The organism is Bacillus sp. FSL R7-0646 (genome assembly GCF_037969865.1).
Taxonomy (GTDB): domain Bacteria; phylum Bacillota; class Bacilli; order Bacillales; family Bacillaceae; genus Bacillus; species Bacillus licheniformis.
In genome coordinates this window covers 1,073,929-1,098,208 of sequence record NZ_CP150217.1, presented here as the reverse complement: position 1 = coordinate 1,098,208, position 24,280 = coordinate 1,073,929, and the positions used below count along the sequence as shown (strand labels likewise).

Here is a 24,280-nt window from a genome sequence, read left to right as displayed (position 1 = left end):
AATCAAAATCTATTCCCATTATAGTAAATGAACAGAAAACACTCAAGGGCTGCCGGGAAATATCTTCCATTCCTCTCATGTTAAAAAAGGGGCCGCGGAAACCGCAGCCTCTCTATTAGTAGACAAGATCCAAAAATTCTTCTTTTTGAATATTGCCGAAGTAATGCTTAATGTCCACGCCTTGAAGAGCTTCTTCAATCGCTTTTCTTTCATACTGCACGCCTGTCAGCTTCTCTTCGATGTCGCTGACATCTCCGACTCCGAAAAAGTCACCGAATATTTTGCACTCGCGGATCACGCCTTTTTGCACTTCGAGGCGGATGTCGACCGATCCAGCTTGAAATCGTTTAGAATGCTGCAGATTGAATTTCGGAGACTTCCCATAGTTCCAATCCCAGTTTTGATAGCGTTCCTTTGAAATTTGATTAATGATTTTCCAGTCTTTTTCAGTCAGCTTATACTCCGGTATTTCCCCTTCTGTATCAAAAATATAGCGGAGAAGCATGCTTCGGAATTCCACTGTCGTCATCTTCTGATCGAGAAACTCGCTAATATTGGCCACACGGCTCCTGATCGATTTAATGCCTTTTGATTCGATTTTATCTTTTTTCACTTTTAAAGCCGATACGACATGTTCAATCTCAGAATCGAACAACAGCGTGCCGTGGCTGAACATTCTTCCTTTCGTTGAAAACTGGGCGTTTCCCGAGATTTTCCGGCCGTTTGCCATCAAATCGTTTCGGCCGCTCAGCTCCGCATCGACGCCAAGCCGTTTTAAAGCGGCCACAACGGGCTCAGTAAACTTCTTGAAGTTGTGGAAGCTGTTGCCGTCGTCCTTCGTAATAAAACTGAAGTTCAAGTTCCCGAGATCATGGTAGACAGCTCCGCCGCCTGACAGCCTGCGGACGACAATGATCCCGTTTTCATCTACATATTTTGTGTTGATTTCCTCGATCGTATTTTGATTTTTGCCGATGATGATCGACGGCTGGTTGATATAAAACAGCAGATACGTCTCTTCAGGATCGAGATGCTTTAAGCAGTACTCCTCAATCGCCAAGTTGATCCTCGGATCTGTAATATTTTGATTATCGATAAACAGCATGTTTGTCAGTTCCTCCTTCTATTCTCCCCACACATAACCGGTGTGCGCCAGAACAACCGCACCTTTATAAACGGTTTGGGCCTCTTCTATCAGTTTTTGGTGTTCCCCGAAATGCGGGAGGTGTGTCAAGAGAAGCTGCCCGGCACCCGCTTCCGCAGCGATCCGCCCCGCTTCAAGACTGTTCATATGACCGGCGCTCCTCCCATCCTGATCCGCATAAAAGTTGCACTCTGAGATCAAGAGATCGGCTCCTTCGCTGAACGGAATAAAGGCTTCCTGAAAGCTCGAGTCGGCCGTATAAACGACAGAATGAACACCGTCCGTCACCCTCATGGCAAAGCAGTCAACAGGGTGAACCGTTTTTAAAAACGTGAACGTAAACGGTCCGATAGCCAAAGGCTGTGTCGGATCATACGCCAATCCAGCGGTATGCGTTTTATATGTAAGCTTTGAAAACTGCTCTTCATCAAAAGGATGTCCATATATCGGAAGGGCATCCGCTCCCTTGCCGAGGAATGAGCCGACCAGTTTGGCAAATTGCAAAGGGCCGACATCCGCAATATGGTCATGATGATAATGGGATAATATAACGGCATCTAGCTCCTCAACGGGCAGAAACAGCTGAAGTTTGGATAAAACGGCACTGCCGCAGTCGATTAAAACGGAATAGTCCCCGGATTGAAAGAGATAGCCTGAAGTCGCTTCATTTGCAGCCGGAAATCCTCCGCAGCAGCCGATGACTGTCACCTTCATGTATACACACCTCTTTTTCGTGTCTATCGTCCCCCTATTCAATATACCCATTTTTCTTAAAAATTGCATGTTTTATATTTTGTCATAAAACAGACATTGATTTTCCGGTCTCTGTTATAATACAATGATTGCAACAAACGAATTGGGGGAATCAACATGCTCGCTAAAATCACCGAGTTCTTCAGAAATTTGCCTTCCAAAAAATGTTCAAAATGCGGCCACGATATTGATGAGCAGCACGAATGCTACGGAAACACTTGCTCTAAATGCTTAAATGTAAAAGATATATAGACGTCATTAAAAAATGCCCCGGCGGATCTCCCCGGGGCGTTTTTTTGTCATAAAGTTAGTTATAAAGAGAGAGATTCTTGTCAAAATTCATTATTTTAATAACATTTTACTATTTCACTTAGGGAAATATACACCGATGAACGTCCCGATTTGAATTTAAGCTGGGATGATCATCTCATATTTGAATTTTCAATATATTCAGACGTTATTTTTTTAATGGACGAGCTGTATTTTCTTTCGCTATACTTAATTTACGATCTCAAGTTTAATATTCTAGTATAAATTAAGCATGCGTTGGGAGGGCATCTATGAAAAGACTTAAATTCGGATTAGCCACACAAATTTTCCTCGGGCTGATTTTAGGTGTTGCAGCAGGAGCGATTTGGTTCGGAAACCCTGCGGTCGCAACGTATCTGCAGCCCGTCGGTGATTTGTTCTTAAGATTAATCAAAATGATTGTGATTCCTATTGTCGTTTCAAGCTTGATTGTCGGGGTTGCAGGGGCCGGCAGCGGAAAAAAGGTCGGCAGGCTCGGTTTTCGGACGATTCTGTACTTTGAAATCATTACGACTTTTGCGATCGTGCTCGGACTGCTCCTTGGAAATATCATTCAGCCTGGACACGGCGTAAACTTTTCTGGTGCTGAAAAACAGGATATCAGCCAATATGTAGAAACAGAAAAAGAGGCAAGCACCAAATCTGTCGCAGACACGTTCCTGCACATTGTGCCGACAAACTTTTTCCAATCGCTCGCTGAAGGCGATCTGCTTGCGATCATTTGCTTCACTGTTCTGTTCGCACTCGGAGTGTCAGCCATAGGCGAAAAAGGCAAGCCTGTGCTTTCCTTTTTTGAGGCAACGTCTCAAGCCATGTTCCACGTCGTGAACATCGTCATGAAATTCGCGCCGTTCGGCGTTTTTGCTTTAATTGGTGTAACGGTTTCAAAATTTGGTTTTTCTTCGCTTTTATCATTGGGAAAGCTCGTTTTGCTTGTCTATCTTGCTCTTGCTTTCTTTCTGATTGTCATTTTTGGGATCGTCGGCAAGCTGTGCGGTATCAATATATTTAAATTTTTGGCCTATATGAAAGATGAGCTTCTTCTTGCATACAGTACATCAAGCTCTGAAACTGTGCTTCCGCGCGTCATGGAAAAAATGGAGAAAATCGGCTGTCCGAAAGGCATTGTGTCGTTTGTCATTCCGATCGGCTACACATTTAACCTTGACGGCTCTGTCCTGTATCAGGCAATCGCGGCGCTGTTTCTGGCGCAGGTCTACGGCATCGATCTGTCCATTGGGCAGCAGCTCACGCTCATCCTTGTCCTGATGGTCACTTCTAAAGGAATGGCTGCCGTTCCCGGCACATCATTCGTCGTTCTTCTCGCGACTCTGGGCACGATCGGCGTTCCTGCTGAAGGGCTGGCCTTCATTGCCGGAGTCGACCGGATTATGGATATGGCGAGAACGGTCGTCAACCTGACCGGAAACGCTCTTGCCGCTGTGGTCATGTCAAAATGGGAAGGTGAATATGACGCCGTTAAAGGACAGACCGTCTTAAATCAAAGGGAGCCGGCAGATATGAAAATGTCCGGCTGACAGCCCGCAAAAAAACGTATGTTTCCCGCTTTTGGAGAAACATACGTTTTTTTAAAAATATGCAATTTGCTCAAGAAACCTGTCCAAACAACTTCCTTTCGTTTACATACGATGTACTGTAGTTAAATTAGAAAAGAAAACTGGAGGGAAGTTTAATGTATTTTTACCATGACCATTGCAAGAAAGATTATGACTTTGACTACCACAAGAAAGACCACGACTGCAAGAAATACTACTACTACTATTATTACTACTATTATCCATGCTATAAGAAGTATGATTATGACTATGACTACAAGAAGTTTGACCACTTTGATCACTGCAAAAAGAAAAAACACTATGATTACTGGTAAGTAAACGCCATCCTCTACGGATGGATGACTTCCACTCTTTTTTTACTCCCAAGGGACCGGGGTCCTTTGGGAGCTTTTTTATGCCATGTCAGACAGGACATAATGATACAGCAGCTTTGCCGTCTGCTCCAGGGACGACTGATGCGTCCTTTCAAACGCGTGGGATGCGTCAATTCCCGGGCCGATCAGCCCGTGGACGATATCATGGCCCGCTCTGATGGCTGCTGAAGCATCTGAGCCGTAGTACGGGTAAATATCAAGCTTATACTCGATTCCGTATGTTTCACAAAGAGCGGTCAGACGCTTGCGAAGCCCGTAGTGATATGGCCCGCTGGCATCCTTCACACAAATGGATACCGTATATTCGTCGGTTGACTGCCCATCGCCGATCGCTCCCATATCAACAGCCAAATATTCCACCGTTTCAGGCGGGATATTGGAGTTGCCGCCATAACCGATTTCTTCATTATTGGAAATTAAAAAATGTGTTGTGTAAGGCAGTGTCATCCCTTCTGTGTTGATCGTTCTGATCAGCTCAATAAGGAGGGCGACGCTTGCTTTATCATCAAGATGACGCGATTTGATAAACCCGCTCGGTGTGATCTCAACGCGCGGGTCGAAGGAGATAAAATCACCGACATTGATGCCGAGCGCCCGGGTTTCTTCTTCACTGCGGACCGGTTCGTCAATGCGGACCTCCATATTCTTCTGGTTCCGCTCGGCTTTTCCGGCGTCTTTGTAAACATGCACTGATGTCTGATGCATTAAGATCGTGCCGGTGTAAGTTTTCCCTGATGCTGTTTCAATTTTGCAATACTCGCCTTCAATCGAGTTGTAATTGAACCCCCCGATTAAGTCAATTTTCAGCCTTCCGTTCGGCTTAATCTCTTTCACCATCGCTCCGAGGGTATCGACATGAGCGGTGAGCATCCGGTGCCGGGCTTTGTCGCGGCCCGGTATCGTCGCGATCAGGCCGCCCTTACGGTTAAACTTTGTTTCGACTCCTTCTTCCTGTAATAGGCGATTGATATAGTCTATGATGTCATACGTATTTCCGGTAGGGCTCGGGATGGAGACGAGCTCCTTGATGAGCTCCAGCGTTTTCTGTCCTGACATTGTTCATTCCTCCCAACTTGTGATGTTTATAGTATACATCAGATCAATATTTTAGTACCAGATACTAATACTAGGTGTTATAATAAAAAAAAGGAGAGTGAACTTCATGAAAACTTTATCAAAAGCGCGAATTTCCGCCATCGGCACCTATGTTCCCGAAAAGCGCATGACAAACAAAGACTTTGAAAAAATCGTCGATACTTCTGATGAATGGATCGTTCAGCGGACAGGAATGAAAGAAAGGCGAATCGCAGGAAGTCACGAATTCACATCAGATCTTTGCATAAAGGCCGTTGAAAATCTACAAAGCAGATACAACGGCACGCTGGACGATATTGACATGATCATCGTCTCTACCACAACGGCGGACTATGCTTTTCCAAGCACGGCATGCCAGGTTCAGGAGCACTTCGGATGGAAAGAAGTCGGCGCGGTGGATGTAAATGCGACTTGCGCGGGATTAACATACGGATTGCATATCGCCAACGGCCTGATCACTTCCGGACTGCATAAAAAAATTCTTGTGATCAGCGGTGAAACCTTATCCAAAACAACCGACTACACAGACCGCGCGTCTTGCATTTTGTTCGGCGACGGCGCGGGCGCCCTGCTTGTCGAACGGGACGACAATTCCCCAAGCTTTATTACTTTTACCCAGGATACGAAAGGTGACGGAGCCCGCCATTTATACAGAACCGGCTTGCGCAGCGACCTTAAAGGGGAGCCGCTCTCAGGTGAAGGAAAAATGGTTCAAAACGGCCGCGAAGTGTATAAATGGGCGGTCAGATCCATTCCCGAAGGCGTCAAAAAGCTGCTTATCCAAGCTGAAATGGAGCTGAAAGATATCGATTGGTTCGTCCCGCACAGCGCGAATTTGCGAATGGTCGAATCAATTTGCGAAAAAACCGGAATTTCACTCGAAAAAGCGCTGACGAGCGTCGAATGGTTTGGCAACACCTCATCCGTATCAATCGTTCTCGCCCTTGATGAAGCCGTCAAAAACGGAAAGTTGAAAGAGGGCGATACCTTGATTCTGTTCGGTTTCGGCGGGGGTCTTACATATACGGGACTGATTGTAAAATGGGGCGCGCCAGCTTCCTGATTTCAAAAAAAAAACATCTTTTCTTGCCCTTGCCGGGCTTGAAAAGATGTTTTTCTTTTATGCGTGCTGCTCTTCAACTTTTCCTTTTCTCAGCAGCACTTTAAAATAAATCAGCGTCAAGGCCATCATGACGATCGCAACACCGCCGAGCACGGCAGCCTGCTCCCACATATACGCGTAGTCTCCGCTTGAAATCACCGCTCTGTATCCCGCAATGCTGTAGGTCATCGGCAGTGCGGAATGGATGACTTGGAAGAACTTAGGAACAAGTGCAAGAGGGAATGTTCCTCCGCTTCCTCCAAGCTGAAGCACGAGCAGAATGACGGCAATGAAACGTCCCGGATTTCCCATGGTCGCAGCCAAAAATTGAATGATCGCAAGACATGTAATGCTCATGATCATACTGAACACATAAAATCTCCAGACGCTTTGCACTTCAAGCCCGATGCCAGAGAGAATGATCGTGCAGGCGATCGCCGCTTGAAGAATCCCCACTGCAAAAAGTACGCTGAATTTGCTCATAAACCAGCCGAAAGCTGATTCAGGCCGGACGGCCGGCTCTTTCACATCAAAGACGACGGTGATCATTAATGCACCGACAAATAAGCCGAGCGACAAAATATACGGGGTTAATCCTGTTCCGTAGTTGGAAACCGGATCGATTTTATCGCCTTTCACATCGACGGGATCTGAGAACATATTGTAGTTTTCGTCTCCCGCTTGAATATCGCCGGTCTGATCGGCAGCGTCAGACAGCTTGTCAAACAGCTCCCCGCTTCCGTCAGACAGCTTGCCAAGACCTTCATCAAGAGATTTAGCCCCTTCTGCAAGCTTGGAAGAACCGTCTTTCAGTTTATCAGCCGCGCTTTGCAGATCGCCGAACTTCCCGACTAACGTCTGGCTGCCTTCGGCGATTTTGGATGATCCGCTTTTCGCCTCCGCGAATTTTTCGTTGTAAGCACCCAAACCGTTTGTCAGCGCATCGAGCCCTTGCTGAATCTTTTGCGATCCTTTATAGAGCTTATTCACATTTGAAGGAACTTGCTTCAATTCCTCAAGCTTCTGTTTCAGCCCGGATAAATCGGGAAGTTCGCTTACATCGGGAATTTGCGCTTTCAACTTGTCAAACTCAGGCAGCTTCACCGTTCCCATTTTTTCATCGACTTGTTTCATAAGCGCGGCTTTCTGTTCTTGTGTCAGCATGTTGCTGGATTCAATAATTTGTTTGACTTCACTATGCTGGTTTTTCAATGCCGCTTCAAGCTCATCAATATTTTTTGAAATCTGACTGATTTCTTTTTTCGCCTTTTCGGCGTTTGAAAGTGCCGTTTCAAGCTGCTGAATCTTTTCATTTGAAATGGCTTCTTCGAGTTTGCTTATCATCTGCGCTTTTTCATTCATCTGCTCCAATCCCGCCACAATCTGAGGCATGCCTTGTTGGAGCTGTTGAGCACCGCTGTGCAGCTGGCCGCTTTTTTCTAAAAATTGCGCAAGCCCTGAATCAAGTTCATGAATTTTGTCGTTCAGCGTATTGAATGCCGCGCCGAACTTCTCCATTCCGTCTTTGTTGAACTGAATTTGGCTTTTCGCAAGCTTTTCAAGGTTCTTTTTCAGCTTTTCGCTTCCTTCTTTCGCATCTTTCAGTCCTTTATCCAGTTTTCCGGCACCTTCGCTGGCTTCACCGAGACCTTTTGCGATTTTGCCGAAATTGTCAAAGATGACTTCGGCATATTGCTGCGTGATTTCAGAACCTACTGAATGCTGAAGCTGTTCAATCGCTTTATCGCTGATCTGGGCGCCGACATAGTTTCGTCCTGCGTTTGTATGATAAATCAGATTCAGCTTTTTCGGATGTTTATCCATCACCGTGCTGGCATCCTTCGAAAAGTTTTCAGGAATTTCTACAACCATGTAGTATTCCTCATTTTGCAAGCCTCTCAGCGCTTTTTCCTTCGTCGTAAAATGCCAGTCGAATTTATCGTTTTTTTTCAGTTCTTTGACAAGGTCGTCGCCGATGTGAAGGTCTTTTCCTTCATATGTCGTTCCCTTGTCGGAATTCACAACCGCTACGGGGAGCTGATCGACGTTTCCGTATGGGTCCCAGTACGCCGCCAAAAATATGCTGCTGTAAATCAGCGGTATAAAGAGAACACCGATCACGGATATCAGTAGTTTTTTATTGGTTATCAGTTCTCTCCACTGGTTTTTGAAAACATTCATGTTGATACGCCTCCTAGTTAGTAGCCGCTCTCTATGCGGATAAGCACCCCTTTAAACAAAGAAAGGACAATCTAACGAGATAATCCTTTTAAAATATACATTTTCAGCATCTCTGCCAACTCTTCATCTTTCAGCGGTTCATGGTTTTTTTCCCAGTCAAAGATGAGCGCGATGTAAAGCTTGAAGATGACAAACGCGTTCAGCTCGGGGTCACACGGTCTAATATCGTCATTTTTAATCGCTTCTTTAATCTTTCTCTTAATATAGCTGATGACCATGCGTTCCAGCTTTTCAATCACTTCGCGGGCCGCCGGTGTGCCGAGCTCCGCACCTTCCTGAAAGATCTTAATGGTCAGCTGGTGCTTCTTTCTGTACTCCAATATCGCCATCATCGCGCGATGGGCATTTTCGTGAAAAGGCAGATCAGGATCAATCGCTTGATCAGCCGTTTGCTTCATCTCAATCAGAAGCGAAGAAAAAATGTCGTCGAACAGTTCCTCTTTATTCTTGAAAAAAGTATAAATCGTACCTTTGCCGACATTGGCAAGCTTCGCCACCAGATCCATCGTCGTCGCTTTGTAGCCGAATTGTGTAAACGATTTTGTCGCCGCTTCTAAAATCAGTGCTTTTCGATCTTTGCTCACGGTTTCTCACCCCGAAATTGACTATTTGAACATTTTGGTCAGTAAGTACAAAAAGTAATGTAACACATATAAATGTAAAATGCAAAGATTAAATGTTATCTTTTCCATAAACAAACTTTAAAATGATGAAAGCTGTAAAAAGAGTGAAATAAAAAAAAGCCGCCGAATGGATTCGGACAGCTTTATTTGCTCTTCTTTATTCGAAAAGGTGTGAGAGTACATCGGCTACGGCCTGCTTGCCTTGGTCGATGCAATCCGGAATGCCGACCCCTTCAAAAGAGGCCCCCGTCATGAAAACGCCCGGATATGACGCCTGTAACCCTTCCCTGATCTCTTTCATTCTTTTCTTATGGCCGACATGGTATTGCGGCATCGCTTCATGCCATCTTGTGATGCAGGTCATTTCCGGCTCGCCGTCGATCTTCATAATCCGCCTTATATCGTCGAGGACGATTTTCACCATTTCGTTATCTGACTGTTCGACAACGGACTCATCGCCGGCTTTCCCCACATAAGCTCTTAACAGAACTTTTCCTTCAGGCGTTGTGCTCGGCCATTTTTTGTTTGTCCAAGTACACGCCGTAATCGAAAAGTCGCTGTTCCTTGAAATGACAAAGCCTGTTCCTTGATGCTCCATTTGGACGGCTTCTTCCGGAAATCCGAGCGCCACATTGGCGACAGATGTTGACACCATATCTTCTAAACCCTTCAGCCAATCCGCTTTTGGAAACATCGCGGCAGCTGCTTTATGGGGAGCGGTGACCACGGCCGAATCAGCGTGAAGCACCTTGCCGTTGTCAAGCTTCATGCTGTAGCCCGAGCCCGCGCGCTCAATGCTGACGACCTTTGTGCCTTTATAAACCTTTGTGATATCGAGCTGCTTTTCCAGTTCTTCAACAATCGTCTGCAGGCCGGTTTTCACCGTCTGGAACTGGCCTTTCTTTTTGTTCGCAGGCTTTTTGGCGCTCTGGGCGCCGCGCGATTTTTTCATCCCGATGATCAAGCTTCTGTACTTCTGTTCTGTCTGGTAGAATTGCGGGAAAGTTGACATCAGACTGAGGCGGTCAATGTCCCCGGCATAAATGCCTGACAAAAGCGGTTCGATCAGGTTCTCCACCACTTCACCGCCGACGCGCCTTCTGAAAAATTCTCCGAGCGACTGGTCTTCCTGCGGCTTGCTCGCTGGAAGCAGCAAATCCATTCCGGCTCTCAACTTCCCCGGCAAGGAAAACAAGCCGGTTGTCAGAAAAGGTCCGATTTTTGTCGGCACCCCCATCACAGCTCCTTCCGGAATCGGATAGAGCGTTTCGCTGACAAGAACATAAGACTGGCCTGTCGCGTTGTTCACGAGCAAGTGCTCCAGCCCGAGATCCTTCACGAGCTGAGGTGCGCTTTGCTTCCGTTCCAAAAATGAATCCGGCCCTCGTTCAATCACATAGCCGTCTTTGTGTACCGTCTGTATCTTTCCGCCCAGTCTCGGACTTGCTTCAACAAGCGTGACTTCGGCCGGGAGATCGTTCTTTTTGATTTCCTTCTCCAAGTAGAAGGCGGCGGCCAATCCGGTAATACCGCCGCCGATGATGACAATCTGCCTGCGTTCTCCACTCATTTACAATCGCCTTCTTTACTGTTCTTTCTCCAATTGTTTTAATACAACATCTGCTAAAGCATCGATAAACTCATGTTTTGCGTTAGGCATTTCAGGTCTGTAATAGCTTGCTCCGATATCGTCTGTGACGACTTTGCATTCATAATCGTTGTCATAAAGAACTTCCAAATGGTCAGCTACGAAGCCGACGGGAGCATAAACAAAAGCGCTGTACCCTTTTTGCTCTGACAAGTCACGGGTCAAATCCTGAACATCCGGCCCAAGCCACGGATCAGGGGTGTTTCCTTCGCTTTGCCAGCCGACGGCGTAATCTTTTACACCCGCCGCTTCGGCAATCAGCTTCGCTGATTCTTTAAGCTGTTCAGGATATGGATCACCCATTTCGACGATCTTTTCGGGAAGGCTGTGCGCCGATACAATCAAGACGGCGTTTTCCCTTTCTTCCGAAGGCATTTCGTCATAGATTTTTCTCACTTGATCCGCCCAATATGCGATGAATTTCGGCTCATCATACCAGCTGTTGATCGATGTGATCGACAATCCGCCGAGCTTTTCAGCCTCGTCTTTCGCCCGCTTGTTGTACGACTGTACGCTGAAGGTGGAGAAATGGGGCGCAAGCACGATGCTGACGGCTTCTGTAATCCCGTCTTTATGCATCTCCTGAACGGCATCCTCGATGAAAGGTTCGATATGTTTGAGACCGATATATGACTTGAATACCACATCATCCTGAAGCTCGTTTAAGCGTTTTTCCAGCTGCTTCGTCTGCTCTTGCGTGATCTTTGCAAGCGGAGAAATTCCGCCGATCGCCTTATAGCGGTCTTTTAAGTCCTGAAGCATGTCAGGCTCAGGCTTCCTGCCTCTTCTGATGTGTGTATAATAACGTTCAATGTCTTCCTCTTTGTACGGCGTCCCATATGCCATGACAAGAAGCCCCATTTTCTTTTTACCCAACGTGAACACCTCTTTAAAGATCATGATCTATACGTATTTTGACAGTTTATATTGAAAAGACCAACTGAAATGCTCATGTGATCAGGCTCGATTTTTTTGAGGCGGAATACTCATGAACAAATGCCGTCAATTTTTTCAGTGTGTCGGGACTCACTTCTGGAAAGATCCCGTGTCCGAGGTTGAAAATAAACCGGTCCGTCTGCATGCCCTGATCGAGAATGGCTTTCGTCCTTTCTTCGATGACTTCCCACGGGGCAAGCAGGATCGAAGGATCCAAATTTCCCTGGAGCGTTTTTGTCAGCCCTTTATCCCTGGCTTCCTGTACGCTCATCCGCCAATCCAGCCCGACGACGTCGAGGTCAAGATCGTGCCATTCAGTCGCGAGGTGGCTTGCGCCGACCCCGAACATAATCAGCGGCACGTCTTCTTTTTTCAACTCTTTGAAAAGAACGTCCATCGTCGGTTTGATGTAGCGGCAGTAATCACCGGCGTTCAGCGCGCCGACCCAGGAATCGAACACCTGGATGGCTTTGGCGCCGGCGCGGATTTGAGCTTTAACGTATACAGCCGCCATCTTCCCGAGCTTTTTCATCAAAAGATCCCATGCAGCAGGCTGGCTGTACATAAACGCTTTTGTTTTATTGTAGTTTTTGGACGGGCCGCCTTCGATCATATAGCTGGCCAATGTAAAGGGCGCCCCTGTAAAACCGATCAGCGGAACGTTCAGCTGTTCTTCCGTCAACAGCCTGATCGTCTCCAGCACATATGGAATATGCTCTTGCGGATCGAGTTCGCCGAGTTTTTCAACATCTGCGAGAGATGTAATCGGCTGATCGATGACAGGGCCGATCCCGTTTTTAATTTCGACGTCAACGCCAATACCTGGAAGCGGTGTCATTATGTCTTTATAAAGTATCGCCGCATCGACATCGTACTGTTCGACGGGCAGCCTTGTCACATAAGCGCACAATTCGGGCTGATGCGTAATTTCAAACAGACCGTACTTTTCCTTGAGCGCTCTGTACTCAGGCTGTGATCTTCCGGCCTGCCTCATGTACCATACCGGTACATGGGCGGCCTTTTCTCCTCGGCATGCTTTTAAGAATGTGTCATTAAAAGCCTTGTCGTTTTTCATCATGATATCCACCTTTCAAGCTGCAACCATACGTTCGCAAAATTACTCCTTCCAATATACCGTTTTTTTATTGAACGGTATACTCATGAGACTTATTGTTCAAGAAATTGATGAATTTCGGGTATCTAATGACCCGAAGGAAACACTTTCGGTTCAACATAATCAGTCCCTTTTCCCTCTGTTTTCGTCTGCGGATTGTATGGAACAATTTTGTAGGAAGCATCGGAAAAGATGTTTGCATAAGGGATTGAAAAGCTTCCTTTTCCCTTAACCGTATCAATCAGCGTTTCTTTTCCGTTTTTCCTTTCATATATTCGGTATTCAACCCTTTTATCCTCTTGTTCATGCCATTTTAATGACACCGTAATCAGCCCCATCGGCGTAAAGGAATAGTCTGCTTTAACGCTTTCCAGGTCTTCGAGGCGTATCGGCCTGTCCAGATCTTTTACCCCTTCAGGCGCCTTAAACCGTTCAGGCTTATGGTTGGTGCGTTTTAAAATGTCTTTAAACAGCCTTGTCGGATAAGCGCTGCCACCTTTTAAATAATGGGACTCATCCGTTTTATCGTATCCCATCCAGACAGCTCCCGTCACTTCGGGCGTATACCCCGCAAACCAGGCGTCTTTAGTTCCGCCCTCTTTTCCGGTATACGTGGTCGAACCCGTTTTTCCTGCAATCTCCCCGGAAAAATCACCGGCCTTTCCCGTTCCGCTTTTCACGACCTCCTCCAGCATCCGCGTCATGTTCCACGCTGTTTGTTTGCTGAAAACCTTTTCCGATTTTTCCTCGTGGCGGAACATGACATCCCCGTTTTCATCGGTGATTTTTTTAATAAAAAACGGCTCGGTGTATTGTCCTGAATTTGCGAATGTCCGGTATGCCCCGGCAAGCTCGAGCGGCGACACCCCTTTTTCCAGACCGCCTAGCCCCAATGCCAGCCCTTCATCCGGCACGTTCATGCCCATACGGCTGAGATAAGGCTTCACCGTTTCGATTCCGATCTCATTTAACGTCCATACAGCAGGCGCGTTTTTGCTGTATGTCAGCGCATCCACCATCGAGACCTTGCCCGCGTATTGGCCGTCATAGTTTTTAGGCGAGTAGCCGCCGTATGACAGCTGTTTATCCTCGAGCATCGAATACGGCTTGAACAGCTTTTCTTCAAGAGCGGGGCCGTAAACGGCAAGCGGTTTAAAAGTCGAACCCGGCTGACGCGGGGCTGTTGCCCTGTTGTAGCCTTTCGGAGCGTATTCCCGACCTCCGAGAGCGGCCACTACGCCGCCTGTCCTGTTATCGATAAAAACGGCGCTCCCTTCAGCTTTGTTGTCTGTGCCGGGAAAATAGCCGTCCTGCTTCATCAGCGTGTAGGCCGCTTTTTGAATCGAAACATCGAGCGGAACACTGATCGTGTATCCGCCTTGGAGAAGCTGTTCGCTCGATATCGAATATTTGTCTTCCGCTTCTTTCATGACAAGATCAATATAGCTGTCAAGCCACGGATTTTTTGATTTTTCTTTCACATGGAGCCCCAATGTGCTGCCTTGGGCCCTGACGGTTTCCTTTGAGCTGATATATCCCTGCTCGTTCATCATGCCGAGAATGACATTGCGCCGCTCCCGGCTTTTTTCCGGATTGAGAATGGGCGAATACGTTGAAGGCGCTTTAGGAATGGAAGCCAGCACCGCTCCCTCACTGACCGTCAAGTCTTTCACATCTTTGTTAAAAAAGTAGTTTGCCGCCGCCTGGATTCCATAGACGCCGTGCCCGAAATATAGCTGGTTCAAATACATTTCCAAAAGCTTGTCTTTGCTGTAATCCCGCTCCAAATTGATAGCGATAATGACTTCTTTCGTTTTTCTTAAAAACGTTTTGTCATTTGTCAAAAAAGTGTTTTTTGCGAGCTGCTGGGTGATCGTGCTTCCCCCTTCCACTTTTCCTCCTGCTAATATATCTTTATAGACCGCACGGCTAACCGATTTAAAATCGATGCCGTGGTGCTCATAAAAGCGCTTGTCTTCAACCGCGATAAAGGCATTTTTTACATTGTCCGGCACCTCGGCAATTGAAACAGGCCTTCTGTTTTCGGTATAGAGGCTTGCGACTTCTTCTCCATTATGGTCGACGATTTTAGAAGAAGCATGGAAAATCAGTTTCTTTTCATCAATCACATAATCCCCCAGGAACAAAATCGTAATATATCCGATTAACGATAAAAGGAATATCGCCGCTGTAATGATGATTGGAATGAAAAATCTCTTTCTCATATGGTCACCTCATTCCTTTCTATAGCTAGTATGGGAATTTTTTCTTCAAATTATGTTGCAGCATTTATAGCGGGTAATGGATAGAATTTTAAATCGTCCTTTTGTTATACTATCAAAAAAGGGGTGATAAAATTGAATTTTTACATTACATACGGAACTGTCGATTTTTTAAAAAAGCTCGCCAAACAGCACGGTCTTGAAAACATGTTATTTATGAAAAGCCACGATTCCGCCATTCTCTTTCACGAAACCGACGGAGAAAGCGTCTTTCATTCTCCTCACCGCTACGAAATCATCGATCAGTCGGGATCTTTGGAACATTCCGGATTCACCGTCCTCAACAACATCCCTGTCACACCGGAAGGAAGGCCGCTTTTCGAAGCCCGTTTTAAAAACAGAGCCGGAAAAATCGAAAATCAGCCCGGCTTTAAGGCCCTCAGGGTGCTGAGGCCGAAAGACAGCGATACGTATATCGTACTGACGCTGTGGGACACAGAACAGTCGTTTCAGGACTGGAAAAGCTCCAAATCGTTTGGCGAAGCCCATCAAAAGAAGGAATCTTCAGCTGGAATCAACCAAGGCGGAACGATTTTTTCCCGCCCATCCTATATTTCTTCGTATCATTCTGTCGAATAACTGCCTTTTAGGCAGTTTTTTTATTTCCGAGGAAATGAGCCCTTCCTTCACACTCTGACAGCCCAGGAATACGCTGTATGAGGTTATGTTTAAAGGGGGGATCGGAAAATGGAAATTGAATTAACGTCCGTTCACTTTATATATTTGGGCTTTATCGCTGCAATTCTCGCATTTATGCTTCTTCGTCTTGATACCACCTTTATATCGCTTGCCGGGGTTTTTTTCATTTCATTAGCGGCTACCCATTCTGCCATTGCCTCTGTGATGGGCCTGTTCAACAGCTTAATCTACGCCGCCGGAGAACTTCTCCCGACCATTTTCATCATCTGCTTTACCGTTTCGATGAGCGAACTGCTGGCAAAGACCGGCGTTAATGAAGCAATGGTCACTCCGATCGCCAAATGGATGAAAGGTCCTGCCTTGGCCTATTGGATCACCGGAGCTTTAATGTTTATCATTTCTTCATTTTTTTGGCCCTCCCCGGCTGTCGCATTGATCGGCGCCGTCCTCCTGCCTGCCGCGCTAAAAGCCGGCCTCTCCCCGATAGCGGTAGCGTGCGCCATGAATTTATTCGGCCACGGTTTCGCTCTATCAGGCGATTACATCATCCAGGCGGCGCCTAAATTGACCGGAGATGCAGCCGGACTGTCCGTTGCAGAAGTGATGTCTGCAAGCGTTCCGCTCGTCCTGATCATGGGCTTTTCGACAACGGCGGCAGCCTTTTTTATGCTCAGGAAAGAGAAAGACAATCAAGCAGCCGCAAACAGTGAGCGGCGGCAAAGCGAGCCTGAATGGCTTCTTCCCCCAGCCCCAAGAAAATGGCTCGCACTGATGATTCCGGTCATTTTTTTAGGGGATATCGCCGCGATGCTGATCCTGGAATTGCAAGGAGACGAAGCGACGGCGCTTGTCGGAGGAACAGCTGTCTTCGTCATGATTCTCATTCATTTTATCGTCCACAAACACCGTCGTCTTGAGAAAATCACCGGTTATTTCATTCGCGGATTTCAGTTCGGCTTTAAAGTGTTTGCCCCCGTCATTCCGATCGCCGCCTTTTTTTACTTGGGCGACGCGGGTTTCGATAAAGTACTGACAGCCGAGATACCCGGTTTTTCTAATAGGATCGTGCAGGACCTCGGCTCGGCCTTTGCCCACAGCGTTCCGCTCTCTCCGGAAATCGCCGCTGTTGCGCTCACTGTCACAGGAGCGGTGACCGGTCTTGACGGCTCCGGTTTTTCAGGAATATCTCTAGCCGGATCAGCTGCTTCGATGTTTGCTGCGGCTGTTGACGGCAATCCGGCCGTTCTGACCGCACTCGGCCAAATCTCAGCCATTTGGGTCGGCGGCGGTACGCTTGTGCCATGGGCGCTCATTCCGGTAGCAGCGATTTGTAAAGTGGACCCGTTCGATCTTGCCAGAAAAAACTTTATTCCTGTAGCAGCCGGATTAACTGTCACAACGATTGCCGCCATTTTTCTTCTATAAAACGTGACAGCAAGGTTGAACAGCGGCTTCAGTTGTCATAAAATTATAAAAACTTGTCATTCCTAAAAGGAGGAATTTTTTTGAGCGCATCCGCATTCATCCGACAAATTAATGAGCAGCTTGATGCACACTACGATGAAATGGTCAAATTGAGGCGTCATTTTCATCAGCACCCGGAGCTTTCTTTTCAAGAAAAGAAAACAGCCGCATTTATCGCTTCTTACTATGAAGCGCTCGGTATTCCTATCCGCACCAATGTCGGCGGGGGCGGAGTTCTCGCGCACATCGAAGGCGGATCGCCCGGCCCCGTCATTGCGCTTCGAGCCGATTTTGACGCGCTGCCCATTCATGATGAAAAAGATGTGCCTTACCGGTCGACGGTGCCGGGAGTGATGCATGCCTGCGGACACGATGGGCACACGGCCACCCTGCTCGTCCTCGCGAAAATTTTGAACGAACATGCCGACCGTTTAAAAGGAAAGATCGTCCTCATCCATCAGCACGCCGAGGAATATTCCCCGGGCGGAGCCAGGCCGATGATTGAAGACGGCTGTCTTGACGGTGTTGACGTGATTTTCGGAACCCATTTGTGGGCTACTGAGCCGACGGGAACCGTTCAATATCGAACAGGACCGATCATGGCCGCTGCGGACCGTTTTACGATTACGATTAAAGGCAAAGGCGGGCATGGCGCACAGCCTCATAAAACAAAAGACGCCGTGTTGATCGGATCGCAGATCGTCGCTTCACTCCAGCAGATTGTCAGCCGCAGGCTCGATCCGACTCAGCCGGCAGTCGTTTCGATAGGTTCATTTGTTGCCGAAAACTCCTTTAATGTAATCGCTGATAAAGCCGTTTTAATCGGGACGGCGCGTTCCTTCAATGAAGAAATCCGCACCTTGATTGAAAACGAAATTGAACAGATTGCAAAAGGTATATGCGGCATGCATGGCGCTGACTGTGACTATTCCTTTGAAAGGGGCTATCCGCCTGTCTGCAATCATCCGGAAGAAACGACTTTTCTCGCAAAAATCGCTAAACAGACAGAAGGCGTCGAAAACGTTGAGGAAAGCGGCATGCAAATGGGCGGGGAAGATTTCGCTTACTACCTAGAGCGCGTCAAAGGGACATTTTTCTTTACAGGCGCCCGTCCTGAAAATCCGGACGCGGTGTTTCCCCATCACCATCCGAAATTCGACCTTGATGAAAAAGCGCTGCTGATCGCAGCCAAGGTGCTGGCAAATGCCGCTGTCTCCTATCAGGAGAAAGAGCAGGCGCTCCGCGAAACGCCTGCAATGTAACAACCGAAAAAGCAAAAAACAGCCGGATCATTAATATCCGGCTGTCTCATGTATCAACCTCATATGGAAAACGTGTCTCGCTGTTTCCCCAAGATGCCCAAGCAGCTTATAGTTAGCCGTTCCGCCTATGACCGCGCCGAAGCCCGGCACAAGCTGAAACAGCTTTACAAGATCGAGATAGTCCCGGTATTCCTGCTGAAATGCCAGCCAATCGATTTCGCGCTTTTCGGTTTCCCAATGTTCAATCATACGGAAAATTTCTTTTCGGTGAGCTTCCCCGGAGAAGGCGAGCTGAAAAATATACAGAAGAAACATCCGCTCTTCTTTTTCCTTGATATCGTATCCGTAAATCGACGCCAATTCAAACAGGCATTTCATTTTGATGCCGAGCAAAAGCGGAAAGTCCGCCAGTCCGAGAAAAATCCCGCCTGCGCCTGTTCCGATCCCTTCAACGGCAGCCGCCTTTTGATACTGGGCAATCGTCTTCTGAGCCAGCTCATCTTTTTCCCTTAGCGAAAGCGCGCCTGTTTTCTTGTCAAAAGTCGTCAAATTCGAGCCGAGCAAAGTGGCCTCGACCATCTTTTTAATGCTTTCTGTTATCGCTTTATGAACTTTGGCGGGAATGCGGGCGTTGATTTTCGACTGCACGCCTTTCGACATCCGCTCAGCCATCGACGGCTTTCTGAGAAACTTCATTTTCCAGCGGATCGCTTCCTCCAAATAAAGCTGGTTTTCATTCATGCGCCTCTCACCTCTTCTTTCATCATACTTGCTTAAAAAGAAAAGGATTCATGATCTCTTGGCATTTTTCTTCAATCTGCTGTTGAAATAAGGCTTCAAAATTACAAATATAAGCAATGCGGAGCCGGCCAGTCCGGCAAGCATCCCGGTCCACTGCATCATGGCTCCGGCAACGGCAGACAAAACAAGCGCCTGGACGCTCAGAACAATGTGAAGCAGACCGAAAAAGCTCTTCCGCTTTTCTGCAGCTTTGACGGGATAAAGCTCCTGCAAGGACAAATGTGAAAAATGATCAAACAGCGGCGTCAGCTGAATTCCTGTAATGAATACGGTAAAGACGATGAGCGCCGCAGAAACCCACTCATATGTCGAAAAATAAGCGATGATGATACCAAAAATTGCGGTCAGCCTGACGACGATACCGAAATAGTCGTTTGATCTGATAAAGGCCCTTCCGTACATATATGTAAATGTCCGGCGCTGTTCATACGGAATAAACCGGAGCATCCAATCGAGATATGCTCTTCTTTTCGCCTGCTTTCTAAGATGGGGAACGTCTGTGAATAGGTTCGCAATTCTGTAGAACCGCTGCTTTCTTCTGATTTCGTCTTCAATATGCAGCTCCCATTTAAACGATTTTTTCTTATCGATCATTTTAAAATACACATACAGAGCGGCCATGATCAGGTAGACAGCTGCTGCAAATCCGTATGAAGACGCTAAAGCGAAATAGATCGCGATCGTGTTGAGAAGCAGTCTGACAATCCAGTCGGTGACCCTCATGTTTTTTTCGCCGAAAAACGTCATCCGCCATTGCATAGCCGTGTTCCATCCTTTTAAGACGAGCAGTTGAATCAGCAAGACGAGGTACGCGGAAAACCCCTTGCCGCTTGCTTCAAAATACAGCGGCGCCAAAGCGAGGGCCGCGGCGGCCAGCGGAAAAAGCTGCGTCAACAAACTGAATCGGAAAGCCTGCTGAAAATACGGCTCCATCTTTGCTTCGAGCGGCAGCAAAAAGACGAGATCCGCTTCTTTAATTAGCGTTCGGACGTATGAGCCTGTCAAAATGAACGAAAAGATGACGGCCATCACCCAATAGGCGGGAAAACCTTCGGGCATCTCTTTCAGCCATTTGCTGTACCAGCTCGCAGCTCCTGCAAGGAAAAAAATCATGACGATGACAAGGTGGTCATTCAGCATGTATTTCAAATATGATCTTGTTTCTTTGACATACTCCTCAATTCTTGTCTTCCAAATCCCCAGAATGCTATTCATAGCTCTCTTCCTTCGTCAGTTCAAGATACAGGTCGTCGAGGCTCGCTTCTTCCATCGAAAACTGCTCTCTGAGCTCATCAAGCGTTCCTTTCGCCCGCACTTCGCCGTTATGGAGAATAATGAAGGAGTCGCAATACCGCTCTGCCGTTGCCAAAATATGCGTCGACATCAAAACGGCCGCGCCGTTTTTCTTCGCTTCGTTCATCCGCTCGAGAAGGGCATTGATCGCCAGCGGATCAAGACCGAGAAACGGTTCGTCTATAATGTACAGGTCGGGTTCGACAAGGAAAGCGCACATGATCATAACCTTCTGCTTCATACCTTTTGAAAAATGGGCAGGGAACCATTTCAGGCGCTTCTCCATTCTGAATTCTTTCAAAAGCGGCGGAAGCCTTTTCTCGAACGTTTCCTTCGAAAGGCCGTACGCCATCGCCGTCAGCTCCAAATGCTCCTTCAATGTCAGCTCTTCATATAAAATCGGCGTTTCCGGAATAAACGTAAATTGGGAACGATAGCTTTCCGGATCGTCCATGAACGTTTTGCCGTTCAATTCAACCGATCCTTTGTGCGGTTCCATTAAGCCGATGATATGCCGGATCGTCGTGCTTTTCCCCGCTCCGTTCAAACCGATCAGCCCGACGATCTGCTCCCGTTCAATCGCAAATGAAACATCGCGCAGCACCGGGTTTCTTGTATACCCTCCAGTTAACTCATTAACAGTCAGTAGTGACATACGTTCGTTCCTTTCCTGCATTTTTCTTAATAGTACCAAAAACAAGAATGTATTTGAAACGTTTTCCCTCCCGCTTTTCGGCCTTAAAATAAAACGAATAATCGAATGCGCATCAGGACATTCTAATTCTTGAAGAAGGGAAAGCTTATCAACTCTGGCGAATGAGGTGTTTGTCAAAGACAAAATCGGCAAGAGTTCCTGAGTATGAAACATGTCAAGCTTAGAAATTTCTTTCATCCACTGAATTGAGAAAGCACCTGCTTTATTTGACATCTCCGTCATATAAAAAAGGTGTGACGATCAAATGAGGTGTTTGTCGCAGGAAATGTATAGGCGTTACAAGCTTTCATTTTGACGAAAATGGGGTGCTTGCAAAAGGCAGTTAACGTTTCTTCATTAAAGCGTACCTTCTTCAGGCAGGGTGAACGTTGGAGCCGTTCATCCTGTTTTTCGTGTTATCGCGCAAATTGTGGTAATATGTTGCTTATACATAACCTTTCCCTGATGGAAAAAGGAGGAAAAGTATGAGCGACTGTATTTTCTGCAAAATCATAAAAGGAGAAATCCCTTGTGCAAAGGTATTTGAAAATGAACATGTACTGGCTTTTCTCGACATCAGCCAAGTCACAAAAGGGCATACGCTTGTGATTCCAAAAGTTCATAAAACCAATATTTACGAAATGACACCTGATGTTTCAAGGGAATTTTTTGAAGCGGTTCCGAAAATCGCCCAAGCTATCAAAGACGAATACGAGCCGATCGGCTTAAACCTTCTGAATAACAATGGCGAAAAAGCGGGGCAGTCCGTCTTCCACTATCACATGCACATTATTCCCCGCTACGGCAAAGGAGACGGATTCGGAGCCGTCTGGAAAACCCATGCGGATGACTATTCACCGGAAGACTTGCAGAACATTGCAGCTTCCATCAACAAACACCTGTAATCGAGACGTTGTCCAAGGGCGTCGGCAGCTGCCGGCGCCCTTTTTTCGTTCAAAAAAACTCCACATTTATCAGATCGCCCGGCACGGCTAAATAGCCATTGCTCTATATTTCACACAATTCAAATTTTTTATGTATAACCGGAACCTTTTATGATAGGATTGTTTTATATTTTTATACACGAACAGGGAGCGATTGTGATGATACGTACAACGAACTTTAACGCAGGACCAGCAGCACTGCCTTTAGAAGTGCTTCAGAAGGCAAAAGACGAATTTCTTGATTTCAATGGTGCGGGGATGTCCGTGATGGAGCTGTCCCATCGCAGCAAAGAGTATGACGCCGTTCATCAAAAAGCGAAAGCTCTGTTAAAAGAACTGATGGACATACCTGATGATTATGAAGTCATGTTTCTGCAAGGCGGAGCAAGCCTTCAGTTTTCAATGATTCCGATGAACTTTCTCTCCAAAGACAAAACGGCCCACTTCATTATGACAGGCGCTTGGTCTGAAAAAGCGCTGGCCGAAGCAAAGCTCTTCGGAAACACATCGATCATCGCGTCCAGCAAAGAAGATACGTACAGCTATATTCCTGAAGTACCGGAGATTCCGGCAGACGGGGCCTACCTTCACCTGACTTCCAACAATACGATCTTTGGAACGCAGTGGCAAAAGTTCCCCGACGCTCCGATTCCGGTTGTCGCGGACATGTCCAGCGATATTTTAAGCAGAAAAATCGATGTTTCCCAATTTGACATCATCTATGCCGGCGCTCAGAAAAACCTCGGACCGTCAGGGGTGACCGTTGTCATCATGAAAAAAGACTGGCTCGGCAAGGAAAATGAGCAAGTTGCCAAAATTCTGAAGTACTCAACACATGCCAAAGCGGATTCGCTCTACAATACCCCTCCGACATTTGCGATTTATATGCTGTCTCTCGTGCTGGAGTGGCTCAAGGAAAAAGGAGGCCTCGATGCCATTGAGAAACGCAACCGCGAAAAGGCCGGAATTTTATACAATGCGATCGACGAAAGCGGCGGATTCTACCGCGGCCATGCGAGAGAAGACAGCCGCTCAAACATGAACGTCACCTTTACGCTCAAAAATGATGAGCTGACAGCATCATTCATCGCAAAGGCAAAGGAAGAAAAAATGTCAGGGCTTGGCGGACACCGTTCGGTCGGTGGCTGCCGCGCTTCGATTTACAATGCCGTATCAGTTGAAGACTGCGAAAAGCTGGCTGCCTTTATGAAGAAATTCCGCGAAGAAAACTGATGTTTATCCTGATGATGGAAGATGGCGAAAAAGGCTTCCCCATTCCTTCGAAAGTTTGATATACTACTAGAAAGCTTTCGCAATAAATGACGAGCATATTATTGGAAAGCGTAAAAAGAGCCTAGATGAGGAGAGAATAGACATGAAAACAAAAGAATTAGTGGCTATGGCCCTGTTTGTCGCCATTGGAGCGGCGCTGCACGCTGTGATTCCGCCTTTTTTCTACGGAATGAAGCCGGATATGATGCTGATCATGATGTTTATGGGAATCCTTTTGTTCCCTAGACTGCAAAATGTTCTCGTCATCGGAGCCGTGACAGGCGTCATTTCCGCGTTGACGACGGCTTTTCCCGGGGGACAGCTGCCCAACATCATCGACAAACCGCTAACAGCCTTGATGTTCTTCGGCGTATTTCTGCTTGTGAAAAAGCTGAACAGCAAAACGCTTGCTGCCGCCGGATTAACTGCTGCAGGAACCGTTCTTTCCGGAACGATTTTCCTCACGGCTGCACTGTTCATTGTCGGCCTGCCTGGAAATCAGGGATTCATCACCCTGTTCTCTGTTGTCGTTTTACCAGCTGCCGTGATCAACACGATCGCCATGGCGGTCATCTTTCCGATCGTGCAGTCGATCATGAAGCGTTCAAGGCTGATTGAACAAGTCAAATAAAACAAGAACCTCTTCTAGAAAAGGAATATCTTTTTTGGAAGAGGTTTTTTTCGTTTTGATGGTCAAAAAAAGGGGAATCCGC

At 46.9% G+C, this 24,280-nt stretch carries 22 protein-coding genes; 10 read left to right on the top strand and 12 right to left on the bottom strand.

What is annotated here, in order from left to right; translation table 11 throughout:
* Positions 1–115 precede the first annotated feature (115 nt).
* Positions 116–1,105, bottom strand: coding sequence for a lipoate--protein ligase LplJ (lplJ, locus tag MKY62_RS05500; RefSeq protein ID WP_003180306.1), 990 nt, complete (start codon positions 1,103–1,105; stop codon positions 116–118).
* An 18-nt stretch (positions 1,106–1,123) separates the two neighbouring features.
* Complete coding sequence (locus MKY62_RS05495) at positions 1,124–1,858, bottom strand: MBL fold metallo-hydrolase (RefSeq protein WP_003180305.1); 735 nt, start codon at positions 1,856–1,858, stop codon at positions 1,124–1,126.
* Positions 1,859–2,014: 156 nt separating this feature from the next.
* Between MKY62_RS05495 and yhfH the strand changes: the two genes are divergently transcribed.
* From yhfH to MKY62_RS05480, 3 genes are all read left to right on the top strand, one after another.
* A complete protein-coding gene (yhfH, locus tag MKY62_RS05490) occupies positions 2,015–2,149 on the top strand; it encodes a protein YhfH (protein ID WP_003180302.1) in 135 nt (44 codons plus the stop codon).
* Between the two features lie 308 nt (positions 2,150–2,457).
* Positions 2,458–3,744: a cation:dicarboxylase symporter family transporter gene (locus tag MKY62_RS05485; RefSeq protein WP_003180300.1), complete on the top strand. Its 1,287-nt coding sequence runs from the start codon at positions 2,458–2,460 to the stop codon at positions 3,742–3,744.
* A 155-nt stretch (positions 3,745–3,899) separates the two neighbouring features.
* Positions 3,900–4,097, top strand: a complete 198-nt coding sequence (locus MKY62_RS05480; RefSeq protein WP_003180298.1) for a hypothetical protein — start codon at positions 3,900–3,902, stop codon at positions 4,095–4,097.
* A gap of 78 nt (positions 4,098–4,175) precedes the next feature.
* Here MKY62_RS05480 and MKY62_RS05475 read toward each other — a convergent pair whose 3' ends face one another.
* A complete protein-coding gene (locus tag MKY62_RS05475) occupies positions 4,176–5,213 on the bottom strand; it encodes a M42 family metallopeptidase (protein ID WP_016886430.1) in 1,038 nt (345 codons plus the stop codon).
* Between the two features lie 106 nt (positions 5,214–5,319).
* Between MKY62_RS05475 and MKY62_RS05470 the strand changes: the two genes are divergently transcribed.
* The gene (locus MKY62_RS05470; RefSeq protein ID WP_003180291.1) at positions 5,320–6,315 is read left to right on the top strand and encodes a ketoacyl-ACP synthase III; all 996 of its coding nucleotides are present in this window, start codon (positions 5,320–5,322) and stop codon (positions 6,313–6,315) included.
* Positions 6,316–6,372: 57 nt separating this feature from the next.
* On the opposite strand, the gene MKY62_RS05465 is transcribed toward MKY62_RS05470, so the two are convergent.
* From MKY62_RS05465 to MKY62_RS05440, 6 genes are all read right to left on the bottom strand, one after another.
* Entirely contained in the window at positions 6,373–8,535 is a 2,163-nt protein-coding gene (locus MKY62_RS05465; RefSeq protein WP_003180289.1) for a YhgE/Pip domain-containing protein, read from the bottom strand.
* Between the two features lie 71 nt (positions 8,536–8,606).
* Positions 8,607–9,179: a TetR/AcrR family transcriptional regulator gene (locus tag MKY62_RS05460; protein ID WP_003180287.1), complete on the bottom strand. Its 573-nt coding sequence runs from the start codon at positions 9,177–9,179 to the stop codon at positions 8,607–8,609.
* Positions 9,180–9,375: 196 nt separating this feature from the next.
* Positions 9,376–10,788: a protoporphyrinogen oxidase gene (hemY, locus tag MKY62_RS05455; RefSeq protein WP_003180285.1), complete on the bottom strand. Its 1,413-nt coding sequence runs from the start codon at positions 10,786–10,788 to the stop codon at positions 9,376–9,378.
* Between the two features lie 15 nt (positions 10,789–10,803).
* A complete protein-coding gene (gene hemH, locus MKY62_RS05450) occupies positions 10,804–11,742 on the bottom strand; it encodes a ferrochelatase (protein WP_003180282.1) in 939 nt (312 codons plus the stop codon).
* Positions 11,743–11,815: 73 nt separating this feature from the next.
* The gene (gene hemE, locus MKY62_RS05445) at positions 11,816–12,877 is read right to left on the bottom strand and encodes a uroporphyrinogen decarboxylase (RefSeq protein ID WP_011197719.1); all 1,062 of its coding nucleotides are present in this window, start codon (positions 12,875–12,877) and stop codon (positions 11,816–11,818) included.
* 125 nt (positions 12,878–13,002) lie between these two features.
* On the bottom strand, positions 13,003–15,141 hold the full coding sequence (locus MKY62_RS05440) for a transglycosylase domain-containing protein (RefSeq protein WP_003180278.1): 2,139 nt from the start codon (positions 15,139–15,141) through the stop codon (positions 13,003–13,005).
* A 132-nt stretch (positions 15,142–15,273) separates the two neighbouring features.
* Between MKY62_RS05440 and MKY62_RS05435 the strand changes: the two genes are divergently transcribed.
* The 3 genes from MKY62_RS05435 to MKY62_RS05425 all read left to right on the top strand — a co-directional run bounded on the left by MKY62_RS05435 (position 15,274) and on the right by MKY62_RS05425 (position 18,563).
* Complete coding sequence (locus MKY62_RS05435; RefSeq protein WP_003180276.1) at positions 15,274–15,777, top strand: antibiotic biosynthesis monooxygenase; 504 nt, start codon at positions 15,274–15,276, stop codon at positions 15,775–15,777.
* A gap of 108 nt (positions 15,778–15,885) precedes the next feature.
* Complete coding sequence (locus MKY62_RS05430) at positions 15,886–17,262, top strand: membrane protein (protein ID WP_003180274.1); 1,377 nt, start codon at positions 15,886–15,888, stop codon at positions 17,260–17,262.
* A gap of 140 nt (positions 17,263–17,402) precedes the next feature.
* The gene (locus MKY62_RS05425) at positions 17,403–18,563 is read left to right on the top strand and encodes a M20 family metallopeptidase (RefSeq protein WP_164467503.1); all 1,161 of its coding nucleotides are present in this window, start codon (positions 17,403–17,405) and stop codon (positions 18,561–18,563) included.
* Positions 18,564–18,593: 30 nt separating this feature from the next.
* Here the strand turns inward: MKY62_RS05425 and MKY62_RS05420 are convergent, their stop codons facing one another.
* Genes MKY62_RS05420 through MKY62_RS05410 form a run of 3 tightly spaced genes read right to left on the bottom strand, consistent with a single transcriptional unit; the run spans position 18,594 to position 21,312 of the window.
* Entirely contained in the window at positions 18,594–19,304 is a 711-nt protein-coding gene (locus MKY62_RS05420) for an EcsC family protein (protein WP_003180270.1), read from the bottom strand.
* Positions 19,305–19,352: 48 nt separating this feature from the next.
* Positions 19,353–20,579 (bottom strand): ABC transporter permease, encoded by a 1,227-nt coding sequence (locus MKY62_RS05415; RefSeq protein ID WP_003180268.1) that lies wholly within the window; start codon positions 20,577–20,579, stop codon positions 19,353–19,355.
* Entirely contained in the window at positions 20,572–21,312 is a 741-nt protein-coding gene (locus MKY62_RS05410; protein ID WP_020450802.1) for an ABC transporter ATP-binding protein, read from the bottom strand. The genes MKY62_RS05415 and MKY62_RS05410 overlap by 8 nt, the downstream gene beginning before the upstream one ends.
* A gap of 524 nt (positions 21,313–21,836) precedes the next feature.
* Here MKY62_RS05410 and MKY62_RS05405 point away from each other — a divergent pair.
* From MKY62_RS05405 to MKY62_RS05395, 3 genes are all read left to right on the top strand, one after another.
* Complete coding sequence (locus tag MKY62_RS05405; RefSeq protein WP_003180263.1) at positions 21,837–22,256, top strand: HIT family protein; 420 nt, start codon at positions 21,837–21,839, stop codon at positions 22,254–22,256.
* 198 nt (positions 22,257–22,454) lie between these two features.
* Entirely contained in the window at positions 22,455–23,528 is a 1,074-nt protein-coding gene (gene serC / locus MKY62_RS05400) for a 3-phosphoserine/phosphohydroxythreonine transaminase (protein WP_003180262.1), read from the top strand.
* A gap of 142 nt (positions 23,529–23,670) precedes the next feature.
* Entirely contained in the window at positions 23,671–24,198 is a 528-nt protein-coding gene (locus tag MKY62_RS05395; protein ID WP_003180260.1) for a tryptophan transporter, read from the top strand.
* Positions 24,199–24,280 lie beyond the last annotated feature (82 nt).